A 16579-nucleotide genomic window follows, 5' to 3' on the forward strand; every position below is an offset into this window, starting at 1 on the left:
AATTAAAATAGCCCGCTGCGTAATGCATTCTCTAGACTAATTTTAGGGAACCAATTAATATTTTCGGACAGATGTTTATTACTCGCAGACCAGTCCAAATGTGTTAATTCACGGATTTTGCAACGAGTCAGCATGGGCTCTTTTCCTGCTAAAAAGCCTGTTAGAGTACTAATATCGGCAACGAGTTTGAGTAAAGGCAAAGGGATACCAACTAATCGCACTGAGCCATTACGTACCGTGGCACCGATTTCTTGAATACGCCTCCAGTCATAGCCCTCAGAAACACCATCACATAATTCATAAGAATGAGCCTGTGGCTGCTCGGCCATTAACCATTGGCTAACGGCTTCGGCTAAATCGCTCACATGAAGGAGTGATAGCCGAGTCTCAAGCGCGCCAAATCGTAGAAGAACGCCACGTAACATCCCGCTAAACAAGGGCTTTAACTCTTTATCTCCAGGGCCATAAACCGCAGTAGGACGAAAAATTCCCAGCGAAATACCTGAAGCCATATTTGTTAACTGTTGCTCGGCAACACGTTTAGAGTTTGCATACCAAGATAGTTCAGGATGGCGAGCTGCAAGAGAAGACATAAACAGAAAGCGCTCACAAACTCCGCTTTCTTTGGCAGCCTGCATAAGGCGCAGGCTGCCAGTGACGTTGCATTGAGTGAAGACATCTTCATTGTGCCCGCGGACTTGGCCTGCGCAATGGACTATAAAATTTGCGCTATCAACAAGCTCTGCGAGTGAGTAAGAGTCTTCCAGCGAACCGCGAACCCAGCTGATATTGGTACGAGTATCGTTACGTGCAGATCTGGTTAACGCTCGAACATTAAAGCCGTGAGAAAGCAGGTTATTGACAATATGTTGACCTATAAAGCCAGTTCCACCTGTTACTGCCACGATTTTGTTCATTGTGCACAATCAGCCATTTGCATCTGCGGACTCAGTGTATTTGCAAAAGCCGTCAAATAACGTTTTTTGGCCTCTGCCCTAGCCGGTTTACCTGAGGATGTCCGTGGAATACTATGTGGCGGTAATAGTTCTATATCAGCAGAAACACCAAATTCGCTTTGAATCCGAGCCGTGAGTGAATGAACGATTTGCGCGCGACGTTGTTCAGAGCCGACTCTGCACTGGATTTGCAAAATAATTTGTTCCTGCGAGGTAACAAATGCGATTGCATCACCTGAATGAATTTCTGGCTCTTGTTCCGCAATATATTCAATATCCTGAGGCCATATATTGCGACCTCGGATAATAATCAGATCTTTTATACGGCCTGTGACGTACAAATATCCATTTAGCAGATAACCTAAATCTCCGGTATCCATCCATCCTGTGGATTTAATGTCCCTTTGTGACGCAAGATCTTGGAAATAGCCACTCATTAGGCTGGGGCCAGATATATAGATATGGCCAATTTCTTGCTCAGGTAGAGGCATACCAATTTCATTTCGAATTTCAATCAGGTGACCTGGAAGCGCCTTACCGCAGTTCACGAAAGTAGAAACAGCTCGGGTCCCTTTAGTTGGTGCAACGGCTCGACCCTGATTCTCTAAAATATCACGGTCAACTTCGTTTATCTGAGTACCTATTGCCTCTTCGCCAAAGCTAACTGCAAGCGCATTCTCAGCGAGGCCATAGCATGGCATAAAGGCCTTGCTGTCAAAATGTGCCTTACTAAAACATTCGCCAAATTGATTTAGCTGCTCGGCAGAAATAGGTTCAGCGCCAACCCCAGCTACGCGCCAGCAGGAGAGATCAAGTTCAGCAAGATCTTTATCATTTACGCGGCGCAGGCATAAATTGTATCCGAAAGGTGGTGCCACGGAGACGGTACAGCGGTTTTTACTAATTAGTTTCAGCCACTGCATTGGTCGCATAGCAAAATCTTGAGTGCTCAAATAGTCAACGGACAGTTGAGTTGCCATTGGGGTCAATAGAAAACCGACTAATCCCATATCGTGATAGAACGGTAGCCATGATATGCAACGATCACCGTCACGCAATTTGATACCGTCATGACTTATAGCACGCAGATTAGCCATGACTTCGCAGTGAGTAATTATTACCCCACGCGGAAAACGCGTACTGCCTGAAGTATATTGGAGGTAGGCAATATCATCTGGTGACGGTAGCTGTAACTCAATATCCATTTCAGGTAACGCATTAAAATCTTCGTTACTGAGAATATGGATCGTGGGTGAATCAATATTGACAACGTTAATGAGTGATAGCCATTCATTGCTACTGATTATTGCAGCAGGTTTACAGCTCGCTAATAAGCCTTGAAGTTTAGCTGTATAAGAGTCTCTTTGTCCCACCCCCATAGGAATGGCAAGAGGCACAGCAACTAAGCCGGCATACTGGCAGGAGAAAAAAGCTTCGACGAAACCAACACTTGTTTCGGCAATTATAGCGACGCGATCCCCTTTGTTTAGGTTTAAGGACAGCAACCGCCGTGCTCCTGCAATCGCTTTTGATTGTAGGTCGCGATATTCCAATACGGCTTCAAGTTGATTACGGCGATCATAAAAATTCATTCCTGCACTTCCTTGTGCGGCATAGTCCAAAGCTTCCACCAGAGTTGGAAAGTCTGCATAGCGCATAGGATGAGTCGAGATTCTATTGGACATACTACACCATGAGAATGTTTTAATTTAAAGTCATTGGATAATAAAAAACTAACTTCTAGTAAGAGTATAATGTAAATTATATAACCGTTTAGGTATAGAGTTGTTTTTCTAATTTCATTATTTTTTGTAAGGAATATCTTTTATTGTAATAATGGGTTTCTGATATATCGGTAATGTTGTTAATTAATGAGTAACATTCTCCATGTGAATGATTTATATTTATCATAGGGACTTATAAGTTATTAATTAAGTGAATGGTTCCCTATTTAGAAATGCTTTCTCAGAGATTGTAACAGCACTTAGTGGTAAAAAATAATCATGTTTATTCATTAACGTGAACTCACCACCTAGTGATTTATTTATGTTTTTTTCATAAAGTATTTGTTTGTATTAATTCTCCAATGAGAGAAAACCAACAACAATATATCGCAGTTATAACAATACCGGCTGGATTATTGTATATTCTAATGTGTTAAATATATTAAGGCTGTTTATGGTTCGCATTGAAAAGGTTATGAATGAGCATGACCTTAAGGATTTCATTTCTTTTCCATCCACGCTATATAAACATGATCCCAACTGGATTGCTCCTTTATTTGTTGAACGTGCTGAGCATCTTTCTAAGAAAAATCCAGGTTCTGAACACATTAAATGGCAAGCATGGGTGGCCAAAAAAGATGAGATAGTCGTTGGCCGAATAACTGCACAAATTGATACCCTGCATCGTGAACTGTATGGCGAAGATACAGGGCATTTTGGAATGATTGATGCCATCGATGACTGCGAGGTATTCAGTGCATTGTTTGCTGCTGCAGAAGAGTGGCTAAAATCTTTCGGTGCGCGAAAGATTACGGGGCCTTTTAGCCTGAATATCAATCAGGAAAGTGGGTTGCTTATTGATGGTTTCGATACTCCACCATGCGTAATGATGCCACATGGTAAACCATATTATGAAACAAACATTAGGCAGCAAGGGTATGAGAAAGGGGTAGATCTGCTGGCTTATTGGATGCGTTGTTCCGAATTATATTTTTCTCCTTCATTGCTCCAGCTTATGGAGCAGGTACGCAAAAAAGTGACTGTTCGCTGCATTAAGCGTAAGCAATTCGACGATGAAATGCAGGTTATGAAGGAAATCTTTAATTCTGGGTGGCAGCATAACTGGGGATTTGTACCTTTTACCGAGCACGAGTTTGCCACAATGGGGGCTCAATTAAAGTATCTAGTACCTGATGATATGATTTACATTGCGGAGATCGATTCTGTGCCCTGTGCTTTTATCGTTGGTTTACCAAACATTAATGAAGCTATTGCCGATCTTAATGGACGTTTATTCCCTTTTGGCTGGGCAAAACTACTTTGGCGTTTAAAAATCAGCGGTGTGCGCACTGCACGAGTACCACTGATGGGCGTTCGCCAAGAATATCAATTTAGTCGTATAGGGCCGATAATTGCTCTTCTGTTAATAGAGGCATTACGTGACCCATTTGCGAAGCGCAAAATTGAAGCCTTAGAGATGTCTTGGATCCTTGAGTCAAACACAGGGATGCGTACCATTCTGGAGCGTATTGGTGCAATGCCTTATAAACAGTATCGCTTATATGAAAAGCAACTTTAGCAATTATACCAATGTATTGATGAAGACGAATGTATTGATGAAGGCGAAATTTACAATGTATCGATTGTTCGGTACCTATCTAAGTCGCGGTATGCGGCTATCATTTTTTAAAAATAGATAGTCACATTTTGAGTATCGCTAAAATGAAGTCGGTACGGTGAAGTTAATAGCTAGTAAGGTTTTTAGCCATGACACTTAGCGAAGGTCTTCGGATTTTTCATAGATCATTACCCCTTCGGCTTACCTACAATAACCATTTGCTTTATATGGTTTCATTGTCGGTTCGGCTATAAAAGTAATAACTTTGTCGTCCTGCAAGTCAAAATAGCAGGTCAGCAAGCTTCCTTTAGCCCGATGAGAGGACAGGGTTTGCGTCAGCTCCAAAGTAATACTGCGAGTTAACATGTCTATCTGACACACTCGGGTAGCCTCAAATCCGAATGAGCGGTTTACTTCAGGATAAAGCGCTTTAAATGCACTTTCTTTGCTAGAAAATGTAATTAATAGCGCAGTCTCATAAGAAATATTGCAGGCTGCAAGTAGCGTTTGTTCCAATGGCGTAGTGAATATATGAGCGGTTTTTTTAATGGATTTCGAGATTAGCATTTCAATATCGACCCCCAGCGTTAGAGCCGAATTTAGTGGCGCCATTAATGCGATCGCGAACTTATCTGTGTGAGAAAGACTCCCGCCCCAGCCGTCTGGCCAGATTGGTGCGCGACTCGAAGCACTACCAACGCTGTCGTGGCATCCTTCCTTGTCTAGTAACAGCTTCGCAGCATATCGAGCTGCGACATACTCTGCGCGCCGTTTTACAGAAGCGTTATTTAGAATCTCGGGAAAGGGGATCTCTAACTCTCTGAACAACGCATCCTGATAATAATGACTGTCATACATAATTTGGCAGTATCTCAACTCAGGCAAAAGAGTGACTACTCCCACGTCGATACGGTGTAGGAAGGGCAGCGCAGTGTGGATTGTTGATAGAGTAAACATGGAGATCCGACGATTAGTCACTGACTGCGATTATAGCTTGAAGGCCGCGGTTTGCGATAAAGAATTGGATGGCGTTTGATGAAGGGAGTCGATTCTAGAAAGCAAAAAACCCGCCATAGGCGGGTTTTTCTAAATAGTGGTGCCCAGACTCGGAATCAATTTGGGTGCGTAAATGCGTTGATTGTAATGTTTTTTATCGTGTTGCATAAATAATTAGGCTCCCATTAAGGCCCCCTTATGTAAGGCGTCAAAATTTGACGGTTAAACGGAAATTTTGACACCCATTGGAATACTACTTGATGGCAGGGGTAGTGACCCGTTACGGAATCGCAGTGCGCACCATCAGTATTTGAAAATGATACCATAATTAGCCTCCTCAGCGTTTAGTGGGCAGCGCCCTCGGATAGTGCTGGGTGATGATGTCGTTTAGCTTATCGGCCAGTTCTGGTTGTTTGAACGTAATATGCGCAGTTCCCTTCTGAAAATATTTGATCGCAAACATCTCGTCATCGTAACGATTGCTGTACCGGTTTTCATTGATATGGTCGCCGAGACGGCAGGTGACATCAGCGCGATTATCGGGAATAGGCTTTCCATCAAGGATCATCAACATGCGTTCAAGGTCAGCTACTGGCGTTGGGGCGTAACAAAGGTCTTGCCGCTTACATCAACGTCTTGAATATCTGTGGTCTTCGTGCACCGGACCAGTGTCAGCGCAGTCGAATTTGTACCGGCTGACGTACGCTATGGAACAGCTTAAATCGCAGGGTTGAGTCAATGCAGTGGTGAGTGACGGGGACTGGGACAATGAAGCTCTCCTGGTTCAGGAATACAGTGATACGGATGCACTGCTAGTCAGAAAGTCGGCGCTGACCGTTGGGTTTTCGGATGGGGGTAAACTCGTTGCACCGGTTGAAATTCTTGTAAATGGCGGCTTGTCAGCCTGTATGGCTGTTTTTGAGGCTCATACCCTGTCGGCTGTCATGCTGGAGTCGAATCGGATCGCGTTACCACCTGAGCAGTGAAACAACCGTTCTCAACCCGCTGCAAAGCTCATCACTGTCCACTTCTGTCTTTCTGCAACCCGAAAGGTTGTTGTTCCGAGTCGCGCTCACCGGCGGCTGAGATATTCATATCGCTGGCACTGGTATGAGATATGCGTAAAGTCCAGTCGTTGCAACTCCGTTCGTCTGACAAAAACAATAAGTATTATTTAAGTGAATAATAAAAAAGGTGACGTTCCGGATATGTCGTCAGTTTTTCACATGTTCAGTCGCGTCCTGCTTCTCATCTTTTTATAAAAATAAAAAATCAGACTTTTCTAGTTGTTGGTGGAGTTTGGCATGATTCTAGCTCTTAAATTAAATTGAGTATTTACTGAGCGCTTATCCCACATGCTTTAGATGGATATTGTTGGAAAATTCCTATAAATCATAGTGATGATAATTTTTTGTTAAATGCGATATTTGTAATATTTTGTTACACTTCATGATTTCGTTGGCTAAGGAACGTTCCATATCCTTTGCTTACTGGGGGTTATTCTGTAAGAGACTCGTGCGGTAGCTATGCCCTTAAGTAGCTACTCCCTTAAATAGTAACACTGAGAAAACATCATGATTATTTTAACAATAGCCCCTAAGTTAAACTTCATCCCCTCTCTCTCCATCATCTAAATATCGCTACGGAAAAGAATATGAAAATGCGCATATTGTTTTCACTTCTGTTTGTAATGGCGGTGGCGGGCTGTAAAGCGCCGCAGAAACCTGTAATCAATGACGATACCATCGTGACCAGGTTAACGGCGTCACCTTAACTCACCGTCATGTTGTCCTACCGCCGGCCGAGTTCACTCCGGTGAACGAGTCTTATCGCGCCATGTATCCCGCCTCTCTGATGAGCTGTCCAGACTACGGCGGAAAAGTCATCCGTACGTTGGAGACCGGTAAAACCTACGTGGTGCTGGGGTAGGTTGAACACTTCTGGATGTCGCTTGCCGACGAAGGGAATGAGCAGCTGATTGGTTACGTCCCGATGCGCGCCGTGATCAAGGCCGACCAGTATGAAGCCACCGTGCGTAAACAGGCGCTGCGTCCAAAAGCGCGCAAGAAAGCAACCTGTGTTGACGTCGACGGCAACAGCAAAGCCTGCAAAGACAGCGCAAACGGTACCTGGATCCTGAACTAAACGGGTTTCAATAGCGTATTTTTATGAATACAAAAATGTTTCATAAGATCGGGTTAGCATTTTTTGCGGTGATTTTCACCCTGTTGAGTGGTTGTTCGTCGTCTTCACACAGCGACCCCTCCCGCTACAATCTGCAGTTTCAGGCTCACCCCAAAATCAATGATTCTGCGCCGCTTAAAGTCAGAGTGTTGCTGCTGAAATCCGATGCGGATTTCATGTCCAGCGACTTCTATTCCCTGCAGAACAACGCGTCAGCCACGCTTGGTGCCAATCTGCTGAACAGCGATGTGTTCTTCCTGATGCCGGGTCAGCTTTCGAAGACCCTGAGTGGACAAAGCTCGCCTGACGCACGCTATATCAGCGTGATGGCGGAATATCAGACGCTGGACGGGAAAAAATGGCGCGTCTCAATCCCATTGCCTGTTCCCAGTGAAAACCACTTCTACCAGTTCTGGAAGTGGTCCGCAGATGAGCTCATTGCCAGCGTCTATCTTGACGTGAACGGCATCCGAGTCATCAGCCAGTAACGCGCTTCATAACAGGAAACATATCATCATGACTAAAGCAGAAAAGGTCGTCTGGACCGAAGGCATGTTCCTGCGTCCGCACCATTTTCAGCGGACAGAAAGTTACCTACTGAACCGCATTCGTGAATGGGGGGCGCTGCAGCGATCGTATCTGTGGGGCTTTCTCGACGTTGAGCTGGACGAAGCGATGCTTCGCCAGGGCTGCATTGCACTGAGCTACTGCAGTGGTTTACTGCCTGATGGCACGTTCTTTCAGGTACGCAATGGGCGTAACGGCCCGGTGCCGCTGAAAATCCCTGACAATCTCACCAATGAGAAGGTGGTGCTCGCGCTGCCGGTTCGCCGTGGTGAGCGAGAAGAGGTGATTTTCACTGAAGAGCAGGCCTCGCTGGCGCGGTATCTCGCCTTTGAACAGGACGTGGAAGACGACAACGCCATGTCAGTGGGGGATGCCACGGTACAGTTTGGCCGTTTGCGCCTGACGCTGATGCTGGAAAAAGATCTGACGGCAGAATGGACGGCTATCGGCGTGGTGTTTGTGACCGAAAAACGCAACGACAACCACGTGCGTCAGGATAACAGCTACATTCCGCCGATGCTGAATGCCAACAATAGCCCGCAGCTTTACAGCATGATTAACGACTTGCATGGTTTACTGGTGCAGCGTAGCCAGCAGATTGGCGGGCGTCTGCGCCAGCCGGGGCGGTTCAACACTTCAGAACTGATAGAGTTCACGCTGCTCTCGCTGGTTAATCGCCATCTGGGCGAAATCTCCCATTTAAAAACGTTGCCACTGCTTCACCCAGAAGCGCTGTGGCGCAGCTGGATGCCATTTGCCACCGAGCTTGCCACCTGGACCGCGCAGCGTAACGCTGAGTGTGTGCTCCCAGTGTATGACCATGACGATCTGGCGATCTGCTTCAGCAAGCTGATGCTCATGCTGCGTCAGGGGCTGTCGCTGGTGATGGAAGATCACGCTATCCAGCTGTCGCTCAACGAGCGCTCCCATGGTCTAAATATCGCGACCGTACCAGAGACCAGCATGGTACGCGAGTTTGGCTTCGTGCTGGCGGTTAAGGCTAACGTGCCGAGCGAACACCTGCAAACCCATTTCCCAGCACAGATGAAAGTGGCGCCAGTGTCCAAAATTCGCGACCTAGTTCAGCTGCAGCTCCCAGGCATTATGCTTCGCGCGATGCCGGTTGCGCCGCCGCAAATTCCCTGGCATGCAGGCTACAGCTACTTCGAGCTGGAGAAGGGCAGTGAGCTGTGGCTCGAGATGGATAAGTCCGGTGCGTTCGCTCTGCATCTCGCAGGGGAGTTTCCGGGACTTGATATGGAGTTTTGGGCCATCCGTAGCCCGACTGAATAATAAAGCGAGCGCTTAATATGCAGGAACGACAGGATACCGGCAGTGATGCTGTGTTTACCGGAGCCAGTGGCAATAATCAGCTGGTAGCAGCCGCCAACCCGCTGCTTAATGCAATTCCGCAAATCCGTCATTCGGTTTCCCATGACGATCAGGTGGCGTTGCGCCAGCGTTTGATCGACGAAATTCGTCGGTTTGAAGTGCGATGCCAGCAGGCAGGGCTGCCGTATGAAGTGATTGTTGGCGCACGCTACTGCCTGTGTACGGCGCTGGATGAAGCCGCGGCGCTCACCCCCTGGGGAAGCAGCGGTGTGTGGTCCAGCAGCGGGCTGCTGGTCACGTTTCATAACGAAACTTGGGGAGGCGAGAAGATTTTCCAGCTGCTGGCGCGTCTTTCGCAGAACCCGCGTGAACATATTCTGCTGCTGGAGATGATCAACTACTGCCTGCTGCTCGGGTTCGAAGGGCGTTATCGGGTGCTGGATAACGGCCGTACCCAGCTTGAGACCATCAAACAGCGTCTGTGGCAGATGATCCGTAGCGTTCGGGGTAGTTATCCACCGCCGCTCTCTCCGCATCCGGAAGATCGTCCTGTGCTGCGCAAGCTGTGGCACCCGATGGTACCTCTCTGGGCCTGCGTCGCGCTGGTCGGCTTTATCGCCTGCCTGTTCTATATCGTGCTTAACTGGCGTCTGGGTGACAGCACCAGTCCGGTGCTGGCGAAGATTTACCAGTCTCAGCTACCGGAAACTACCATCCAGCAACCAGCTCGCCACCTGCCGGCGGTGCTGAACCTACGCGGCTTCCTGAAGCCTGAAATCGAGGCTGGTTTGGTCGCGGTGAGGGATGAGGCGGATCGCAGCGTGGTGATCCTGAAAGGCGACGGGCTGTTCGCTTCCGCTTCCACGGTGGTGCGCGACCGCTATGAACCAGTGATCAACCGCATTGCTCAGGCGATGAATAACGTCAGCGGCAAAATTCTGGTGGTGGGCTATAGCGATAACGTGCCGATCCGCAGCGCACGCTTTGCCTCCAACTATGAGCTCTCACTTGAGCGTGCTCGGTCTGTGCAAAAACAGTTGCAGGGAAACCTCTCCCAGCCTGAACGAGTGAAAGCGGAAGGGCGAGGCGAGATTAACCCGGAGGCTCCGAACAATACGCCTGAAAACCGCGCCCGTAACCGCCGTGTGGAAATCACTCTGCTGGTGTCGCCTGAAAATACTCAGGCTGAGCTGAACGGATTGTCGCAAGGAAACTAAGGATGCTGACTACTCTTCTTTCCATTCTGACCAATCGCATTCTGTGGAGCTTCCTAGGCGTAACGGCGCTCGCGGCGGTGATCTGGATGATTGGTCCGCTGTTGTCCATCGTGGATACCCAGCCACTCGAATCTGAACAAAACCGCGCCATCAGCATTGCGGTGGTGTACCTGATTTGGGCTCAAAGCCACATTCTGCCACGGCTGTATAACGCCTGGCTGAACCGCAAGCTGATGGACAAGCTCAATGAAAATACCTCGGCCCCGGATGCGGCAGATCCGCAGAAGCGGCTGAACAACGAGGAGCAGATCCTCGCCGGTCGCTTCGACGAAGCTGTACAGATGCTGAAAAAGGCTCACTTTAGTAAAGCGGGGCATGGCTCGCAGTGGACGCAGCGTTTCAGCACCCAGTACCTGTATCAGCTCCCGTGGTACGTCATTATCGGCGCGCCGGGTTCCGGTAAAACGACCGTGTTGGCGAACTCCGGGCTGCAATTCCCGCTGGCGGATCGCTTCGGTAAAATCGCGCTGAGCGGCATTGGTGGCACGCGTAACTGCGACTGGTGGTTCACCAACGAAGCCGTTCTGCTGGATACCGCGGGCCGCTACACCACTCAGGAGAGCGAGCAGGTCCAGGACGCCGAGGAGTGGCTGGAATTTATCAACCTGCTGCGTAAGTATCGTCGCCGCCAGCCGATCAACGGCGTGATCATCACTATCAGCATTTCGGACCTGCTCACCCAGTCCGCCGAGGCCTCCCGCCAGCAGGCGGTGAACCTGCGCCAGCGTCTGTCCGAACTGCATGAGCAACTGGGCATCCGTTTCCCTGTGTACGTTATGGTCACCAAGGCTGACCTGCTCAAAGGCTTCCGCGCCTGGTTTGCCGACTACGACAAAGCCCAGCGTGACCAGATCTGGGGCTTTACGCTGCCGTGGGAGCAGACCAAATACGCCGATTACGACCTGATGGGCAACTTCCAGCAAGAGTTTTCTCTGCTCCAGCAGCGCCTAGATGCGGGCCTGCCGGAGACCATGCTTACAGAGCACGACGCTAAAACCCGTGCGGAAACCTATCTCTTCCCGCAGGAGTTTGCCGCGCTGCGCCCGCTGCTGGCGGACTACCTGAGCACGGTTTTTGCCCGCTCAAACTTCGAAACTGAATTCTCTCCTCGCGGCATCTACTTTGCCAGCGGGACGCAGGAAGGCATGCCGTTTGACCGCGTGATGGGCGAACTGAACCGCGCGCTCTCCTTGCCGGAAGGGGATGAGAGTACTTGCTGGGATTCGGTCAGCAAAGAAGCGCCGATCCCAGGGGCGAAGGGGCAGAGCTTCTTCATTAAGAATCTGCTGCAAAACGTCATTTTCCAGGAAGCGGGCATTGCTGGTGAAAACCGCTGGTGGGAGCTGCGCAATCGCGCGGCGATCTGGTCCGGCTATGCGGCGCTGCTCGCTGTTCTGGTGATCCTGAGCGGCTTATGGCTGACCAGCTACGTCAAAAATAAAGCCTATCTGGAAGAGGTGGATGCGAAGGTGCCGCTGCTGGAGCAGGAGAGCAAGGCGCTGCAAAATCAGCCCCAGCGCGATCTGTTTGCACTCTTGCCGTTGCTTAATGGTCTGGTAGATCTGCCGAAGAGCGATGTCTTTGACGTTAACGACCCCCCAGTTTCCCGCTGTATGGGTCTTTACCGCGGGGATGACGTTAGCGACGCGTCGCAGTCTCTGTACCAGAAAGCGCTGGGCCAAATGCTGCTGCCCGCCGTGGCGATGCACATCACCACTTGGCTGCGCAATGATAACGGCAGCGACGTGGAGTACAGCTATGAGGCGTTAAAGGCCTATCAGATGCTGTATCAGCCGAAGCACTACGACGGTAAATTCCTGCACTCTTGGGTCATGCTCAACCTGCAGCTCAACCTGCCGCAGGACGTCACGCAGGCGCAGCTTCAGCAGCTTGAATGGCACCTGACGCAGCTGCTGGAGCCGAAGATTCAGGCTTCGCCGTATGCGCAGGATGAAGCGCTGGTCGCCCGCGAACGCGCGCTTATCAATCAGCAGCCGCTTTCCACCCGCGTGTATAGGCGCCTGAAGCGACTGCTGGAGCATGATGAGAACCTGAAGCCGGTTTCGCTTTCCGACCTAGGCGGACCGCAGAGCGAGCTGGTCTTTTCCGGTAAAAGCGGCAAGCCGGTGAGTGAGGGCGTGCCGGGTCTGTATACCCCGGACGGCTACTGGCAAAGCTTCAACGGCCAGATCGCCAGCGTCACCAAGGCCCTGCACGAAGATGACGCCTGGGTGCTGGGGGCGACCTCCGATCAGGAAGACAAACAGCAGATCGATAACACGGTGCGTCAGCTCTACATGCGCGATTTCATCATTAACTGGGATCGCTTTCTTGCTGATATTCAGCTGAATAACAGCGCCGATCTTTCTCAGCGCATCAACACCGCGCGTCTACTTTCCGGTCCAAATTCACCGCTGCGCCGTCTGGTGCAGAACCTCGGCCAGGTGCTGACGCTGTCGCGCAATGTCCCCGCACCCGCTGATGTTGGGAAAGCGGAAGAGCAGAGCAACCGCGCCACCCGTACCCTGAAAGCGCTGTTCAGCAATAACGAGGCGGCGCCAACGCAGGGAGCGTTGGCGGTACAGGCGCCGGAACAGCTGGTGACTGACCACTATGCGCCGATGATTGAGCTGGCGCAGCCGCTGGAGAAAGGCGGGAAGACGATAGTCTTTGATGATTTTCTCAAGCAGGTGGATGAGCTGTATCGCTACCTGACCGCCGTTCAGGACGCGGTCAACAGCGGTATGCCTGCACCGAGAGGTGATGCGATAAGCCGCCTGCAGGCCAGCGCGGGGCGTCTGCCAGGTGGGCTGCAAACTATGTTCAGCAATATGGCCGTGGGTGCCAGCAGTGATACACAGCGCCGCGATCTGGAAAACGTACGTAAGCGAATCAACGTTGAAGTGGGCGGTTTCTGTCGTCAGGCAATAGCCGGTCACTACCCGCTGGTGCATAGCGCCAGCACGGAAGTCACCCCTGACGATCTCGCCCGCATGTTCGCGCCAGGCACCGGGCTGATGGATACCTTTTTCCGCGACAACTTGACCAACAAAGTCGACACGACCCAGGCAAACTGGCGCTTTATGCCGGGCATCGACGGTAAAACTCGGCCGGGAAGCGAAGGGCTGCTGCGTCCGTTCCAACAGGCACAGTCAATCCGCGACGCCTTTTTTGCTAATGGCACCACCACGCCGTCTTTCAAGGTCACGGTACGCACCGTGCGGATGGACAACACCATTCTCAACCTGACGCTGGATGTCGACGGCCAACTGTTGCGCTACAGCCACGGCCCACAGGCGGTGCAGATCATGAACTGGCCGGGACCCGGCGGAACCAACCAGGTGCGCATGCAGCTCGGGCTGGCAAATGGCAGCACGGCATCGCTGGTGACCAACGGCTCCTGGGCGCTGAACCGCTTTTTTGATAAAGCCCGGACCAGCTCTGGCGCGGGTAGCCTGAGCCGTCAGGCCACCTTCAACGTCGACGGTCATCAGGTCACGCTGGAGTTTGCGCCAAACAGCATTCGCAATCCGTTCCAGCTTCCCCGTTTCTCATGCCCATAACCGCAAGGACAGCCGTATGACGAATACCCCTGCGATGAACCGCTACAGCTGGTATGGCAAATTACCCAGCGCCGGTGACTTTTTGCAGCGTCGCTTTCCTGACACCCTGCAGCGCCAGTGGTCACACTGGTTTCAGGTCGGCCTGCTGGTTTGGCAGCAGGAAGAGCAGCGAAGCGGCGAGCGCCAGTTTACCAAAGCTCCGGTATGGAACTTTGTCGTCCCGCCAATGCTGGGCAGCCAGATGATCCAGATGGGATGCCTGCTGCCGGGACGTGATAGCGTAGGCCGTCACTATCCGGTCTGTATTCAACTGAGCTTTACCCCCGCCGAGTGGTCGTCGCGTCTGCTCGGGCAGGCTGAAAGCTGGTACCAGCAGCTTGGCCGTCTTGGGCTGCACGTGGTGCGGAACAGTTTTTCTGCCTCGCAGCTTGATGACATGTTAATGACCATCCCAGCCCCGCAGCCGGTTGAACCGAAAAAGCGTTCAGACATCCTCGACGTGATTGGTTATGACGACGATGGCCAGAACACGCTGGGTTGGCCACAGGCAGCAGAGTGTTTTGATCCGCTGCGCCAGACCAGCTACTGGTGGACGAACCGCAGTGACGGCTACCCGCTTTATACCCACGTACACAGCGGGAACTTTACCGGGCAGCTCTTTACGCTGCTGTTCGATCCGGTAGGTGGTGCACGACCGGGCCGTCACGGTCTTTATCCGCCTATGTTTGAATAAGCAGGGACTTTATGAACATCGATGAATTTCTCGCACCGATAAGCCCAGATAATCCCTGCGGCGACAATCTTGAATACGACGCCGAGTTCCAGGCCATGGGGCAGGCAAGCCAAGGCAAAGCCGAACAGCAGTTCGGCGACACCATCATCCCGGCTGAACCTGCGGACTGGAATACGGTAGAAAATCTCGCCACCAGCCTGCTAAGTCGCACCAAAGATCTTCGCGTCATGCTGGCGTTAACCCATGCCTGGACGCGCCGTCGCGGGCTGGCAGGGTACGCCGACGGGCTGCTGCTGGTGCAGGAAGCCTTGTCCCGCTACTGGGAGCAACTCTATCCGCTGTTGGAAGAGTATGGAGAAACCGATCCGTTCTACCGCATTAACGCCCTAGCCGGGCTGAGTGATAAATCCGATCTGACCGTGGCGGTGCGCAACGCCTCGCTGCTACGATCAAACGGCGATGAAATTTCACTCCGGGACGCTCAGGCCCTGCTCGACGGCAGTAAAACGGAATGTCCGGATTATCCCGGTGGCCGTCCAAGGCTGATTGACGAGCTAGCCCGGGGCGATCAGCTCGGTACCGCGGCGGTTATCGTGATCAACGAACGTTTGCTGGCCATTCGTACATTGCTGACTGGCTACCTTGGAGAAAGCGGCGTACCGGAGATGGAACAGCTGCTGAAAACCGTCGGGCTGGTAGCCATCGCCTGTCAGGTGACCGATATCAGCAAGCTGCTGCCGAACGATGACCCGCAGGCTGAACAACATGCCGAGCCGCAGCCGATGGCCGCGCCGCCAGTTCAGCAGGTGGCGGACTGGCGCAGTGTGCAGGTGACCAGCCGCGCCGACGCACAGCTGATGCTGGAAAAAGCGAAGCAGTATTTCGCGCAGTACGAACCGAGCCACCCCGCACCGCTGATGATTGAACGGGTGCAGCGGCTGTCTGAACTTAGCTTTATGGACATTATTCGCGACCTGGCGCCAGACGGAGTTAACCAACTGGAAAACATCTTTGGACGCCGCGAATGACGCGTCCAAGCATTATGACGACAGGCATGGAGTCTGCCGTTTCACTTTAACCGCGCATCTTTGATGGAGAACATCATGGCATTGAGTAACAGTGGGCAGAAATTTATCGCATGTAACCGTGCCCCCCGCGTGCAGATCGAGTACGACGTAGAGATCTACGGTGCAGAACGTAAAATTCAGCTGCCGTTTGTAATGGGCGTCATGGCCGATCTGGTCGGTAAACCGGTGGAAAACCTGCCGGCCGTCGATGAACGTAAATTCCTTGAAATCGACATCTATAACTTTGATGAACGCATGAAAGCCCTGAAGCCGCGTGTGGCGTTCAACGTGGATAACACGCTGACCGGCGAAGGTAAGCTCAACGTGGATCTGACCTTCGACAGCATGGACGACTTCCTGCCGGATGCGGTCGCCCGCAAGGTTGAGCCGCTGAACAAGCTGCTGGAAGCCCGTACTCAGCTCTCCAACCTACTGACCTACATGGACGGTAAAAACGGAGCCGAAGAGCTGATCGCGAAAATTCTCCAAGATCCGACGCTGCTCAAATCCCTGAGCCAGTTGCCGAAACATGATGAAAGTGCGAAAGGTAGCGAGGAATAAT

11 protein-coding genes and 2 pseudogenes are annotated in these 16579 nt (G+C 51.2%); 9 read left to right on the forward strand and 4 right to left on the reverse strand.

The window, feature by feature from the left end; genetic code table 11:
- Nucleotides 1–2: 2 nt before the first annotated feature.
- Both K9N75_RS02090 and K9N75_RS02095 read right to left on the reverse strand, forming a co-directional pair.
- Nucleotides 3–917, reverse strand: a complete 915-nt coding sequence (locus K9N75_RS02090) for an NAD-dependent epimerase/dehydratase family protein (RefSeq protein ID WP_008814796.1) — start codon at nt 915–917, stop codon at nt 3–5.
- Nucleotides 914–2641 carry a fatty acyl-AMP ligase gene (locus tag K9N75_RS02095; RefSeq protein ID WP_224452163.1) on the reverse strand — a complete coding sequence of 576 codons (1728 nt, stop codon included), beginning with the start codon at nt 2639–2641 and terminating at the stop codon, nt 914–916. The genes K9N75_RS02090 and K9N75_RS02095 overlap by 4 nt, the downstream gene beginning before the upstream one ends.
- A gap of 493 nt (nt 2642–3134) precedes the next feature.
- Here K9N75_RS02095 and K9N75_RS02100 point away from each other — a divergent pair, with 493 nt between their 5' ends.
- Nucleotides 3135–4259 carry a hypothetical protein gene (locus K9N75_RS02100; RefSeq protein WP_008814798.1) on the forward strand — a complete coding sequence of 375 codons (1125 nt, stop codon included), beginning with the start codon at nt 3135–3137 and terminating at the stop codon, nt 4257–4259.
- Between the two features lie 240 nt (nt 4260–4499).
- On the opposite strand, the gene K9N75_RS02105 is transcribed toward K9N75_RS02100, so the two are convergent.
- Entirely contained in the window at nt 4500–5255 is a 756-nt protein-coding gene (locus tag K9N75_RS02105; protein WP_114445331.1) for a 4'-phosphopantetheinyl transferase family protein, read from the reverse strand.
- 376 nt (nt 5256–5631) lie between these two features.
- Nucleotides 5632–5886: pseudogene (locus K9N75_RS02110) on the reverse strand (DUF4942 domain-containing protein); the annotation flags it as partial.
- A 1062-nt stretch (nt 5887–6948) separates the two neighbouring features.
- On the opposite strand from K9N75_RS02110, the pseudogene K9N75_RS02115 reads away from it, so the two are divergent.
- The 8 genes and pseudogenes from K9N75_RS02115 (at nt 6949) to tssB (ending at nt 16578) form a co-directional block, all read left to right on the forward strand.
- Nucleotides 6949–7439 (forward strand): annotated as a pseudogene (locus tag K9N75_RS02115) (SH3 domain-containing protein).
- Between the two features lie 23 nt (nt 7440–7462).
- Nucleotides 7463–7966 (forward strand): type VI secretion system lipoprotein TssJ, encoded by a 504-nt coding sequence (gene tssJ, locus K9N75_RS02120; RefSeq protein WP_224452164.1) that lies wholly within the window; start codon nt 7463–7465, stop codon nt 7964–7966.
- A gap of 28 nt (nt 7967–7994) precedes the next feature.
- Nucleotides 7995–9338: a type VI secretion system baseplate subunit TssK gene (gene tssK, locus K9N75_RS02125; RefSeq protein WP_224452165.1), complete on the forward strand. Its 1344-nt coding sequence runs from the start codon at nt 7995–7997 to the stop codon at nt 9336–9338.
- A 17-nt stretch (nt 9339–9355) separates the two neighbouring features.
- Nucleotides 9356–10594 (forward strand): DotU family type VI secretion system protein, encoded by a 1239-nt coding sequence (locus tag K9N75_RS02130; RefSeq protein WP_224452166.1) that lies wholly within the window; start codon nt 9356–9358, stop codon nt 10592–10594.
- 2 nt (nt 10595–10596) lie between these two features.
- Nucleotides 10597–14217 (forward strand): type VI secretion system membrane subunit TssM, encoded by a 3621-nt coding sequence (tssM, locus tag K9N75_RS02135; protein ID WP_224452167.1) that lies wholly within the window; start codon nt 10597–10599, stop codon nt 14215–14217.
- Nucleotides 14218–14233: 16 nt separating this feature from the next.
- Nucleotides 14234–14950 carry a type VI secretion system-associated protein TagF gene (gene tagF / locus K9N75_RS02140; protein WP_224452168.1) on the forward strand — a complete coding sequence of 239 codons (717 nt, stop codon included), beginning with the start codon at nt 14234–14236 and terminating at the stop codon, nt 14948–14950.
- An 11-nt stretch (nt 14951–14961) separates the two neighbouring features.
- A complete protein-coding gene (gene tssA / locus K9N75_RS02145; protein WP_224452169.1) occupies nt 14962–15978 on the forward strand; it encodes a type VI secretion system protein TssA in 1017 nt (338 codons plus the stop codon).
- 75 nt (nt 15979–16053) lie between these two features.
- A complete protein-coding gene (gene tssB / locus K9N75_RS02150) occupies nt 16054–16578 on the forward strand; it encodes a type VI secretion system contractile sheath small subunit (protein ID WP_224452170.1) in 525 nt (174 codons plus the stop codon).
- Nucleotide 16579 lies beyond the last annotated feature (1 nt).

The sequence above is a fragment of the Hafnia paralvei genome (assembly GCF_020150375.1).
GTDB lineage: Bacteria > Pseudomonadota > Gammaproteobacteria > Enterobacterales > Enterobacteriaceae > Hafnia > Hafnia paralvei.

Bases quoted from the DNA above. Each gene is read 5' to 3' on its own strand.
- K9N75_RS02090 (WP_008814796.1), bottom strand. From the start codon at position 917: ATGAACAAAATCGTGGCAGTAACAGGTGGAACTGGCTTTATAGGTCAA.
- K9N75_RS02095 (WP_224452163.1), bottom strand. From the start codon at position 2,641: ATGTCCAATAGAATCTCGACTCATCCTATGCGCTATGCAGACTTTCCA.
- K9N75_RS02100 (WP_008814798.1), top strand. From the start codon at position 3,135: ATGGTTCGCATTGAAAAGGTTATGAATGAGCATGACCTTAAGGATTTC.
- K9N75_RS02105 (WP_114445331.1), bottom strand. From the start codon at position 5,255: ATGTTTACTCTATCAACAATCCACACTGCGCTGCCCTTCCTACACCGT.
- tssJ (WP_224452164.1), top strand. From the start codon at position 7,463: ATGAATACAAAAATGTTTCATAAGATCGGGTTAGCATTTTTTGCGGTG.
- tssK (WP_224452165.1), top strand. From the start codon at position 7,995: ATGACTAAAGCAGAAAAGGTCGTCTGGACCGAAGGCATGTTCCTGCGT.
- K9N75_RS02130 (WP_224452166.1), top strand. From the start codon at position 9,356: ATGCAGGAACGACAGGATACCGGCAGTGATGCTGTGTTTACCGGAGCC.
- tssM (WP_224452167.1), top strand. From the start codon at position 10,597: ATGCTGACTACTCTTCTTTCCATTCTGACCAATCGCATTCTGTGGAGC.
- tagF (WP_224452168.1), top strand. From the start codon at position 14,234: ATGACGAATACCCCTGCGATGAACCGCTACAGCTGGTATGGCAAATTA.
- tssA (WP_224452169.1), top strand. From the start codon at position 14,962: ATGAACATCGATGAATTTCTCGCACCGATAAGCCCAGATAATCCCTGC.
- tssB (WP_224452170.1), top strand. From the start codon at position 16,054: ATGGCATTGAGTAACAGTGGGCAGAAATTTATCGCATGTAACCGTGCC.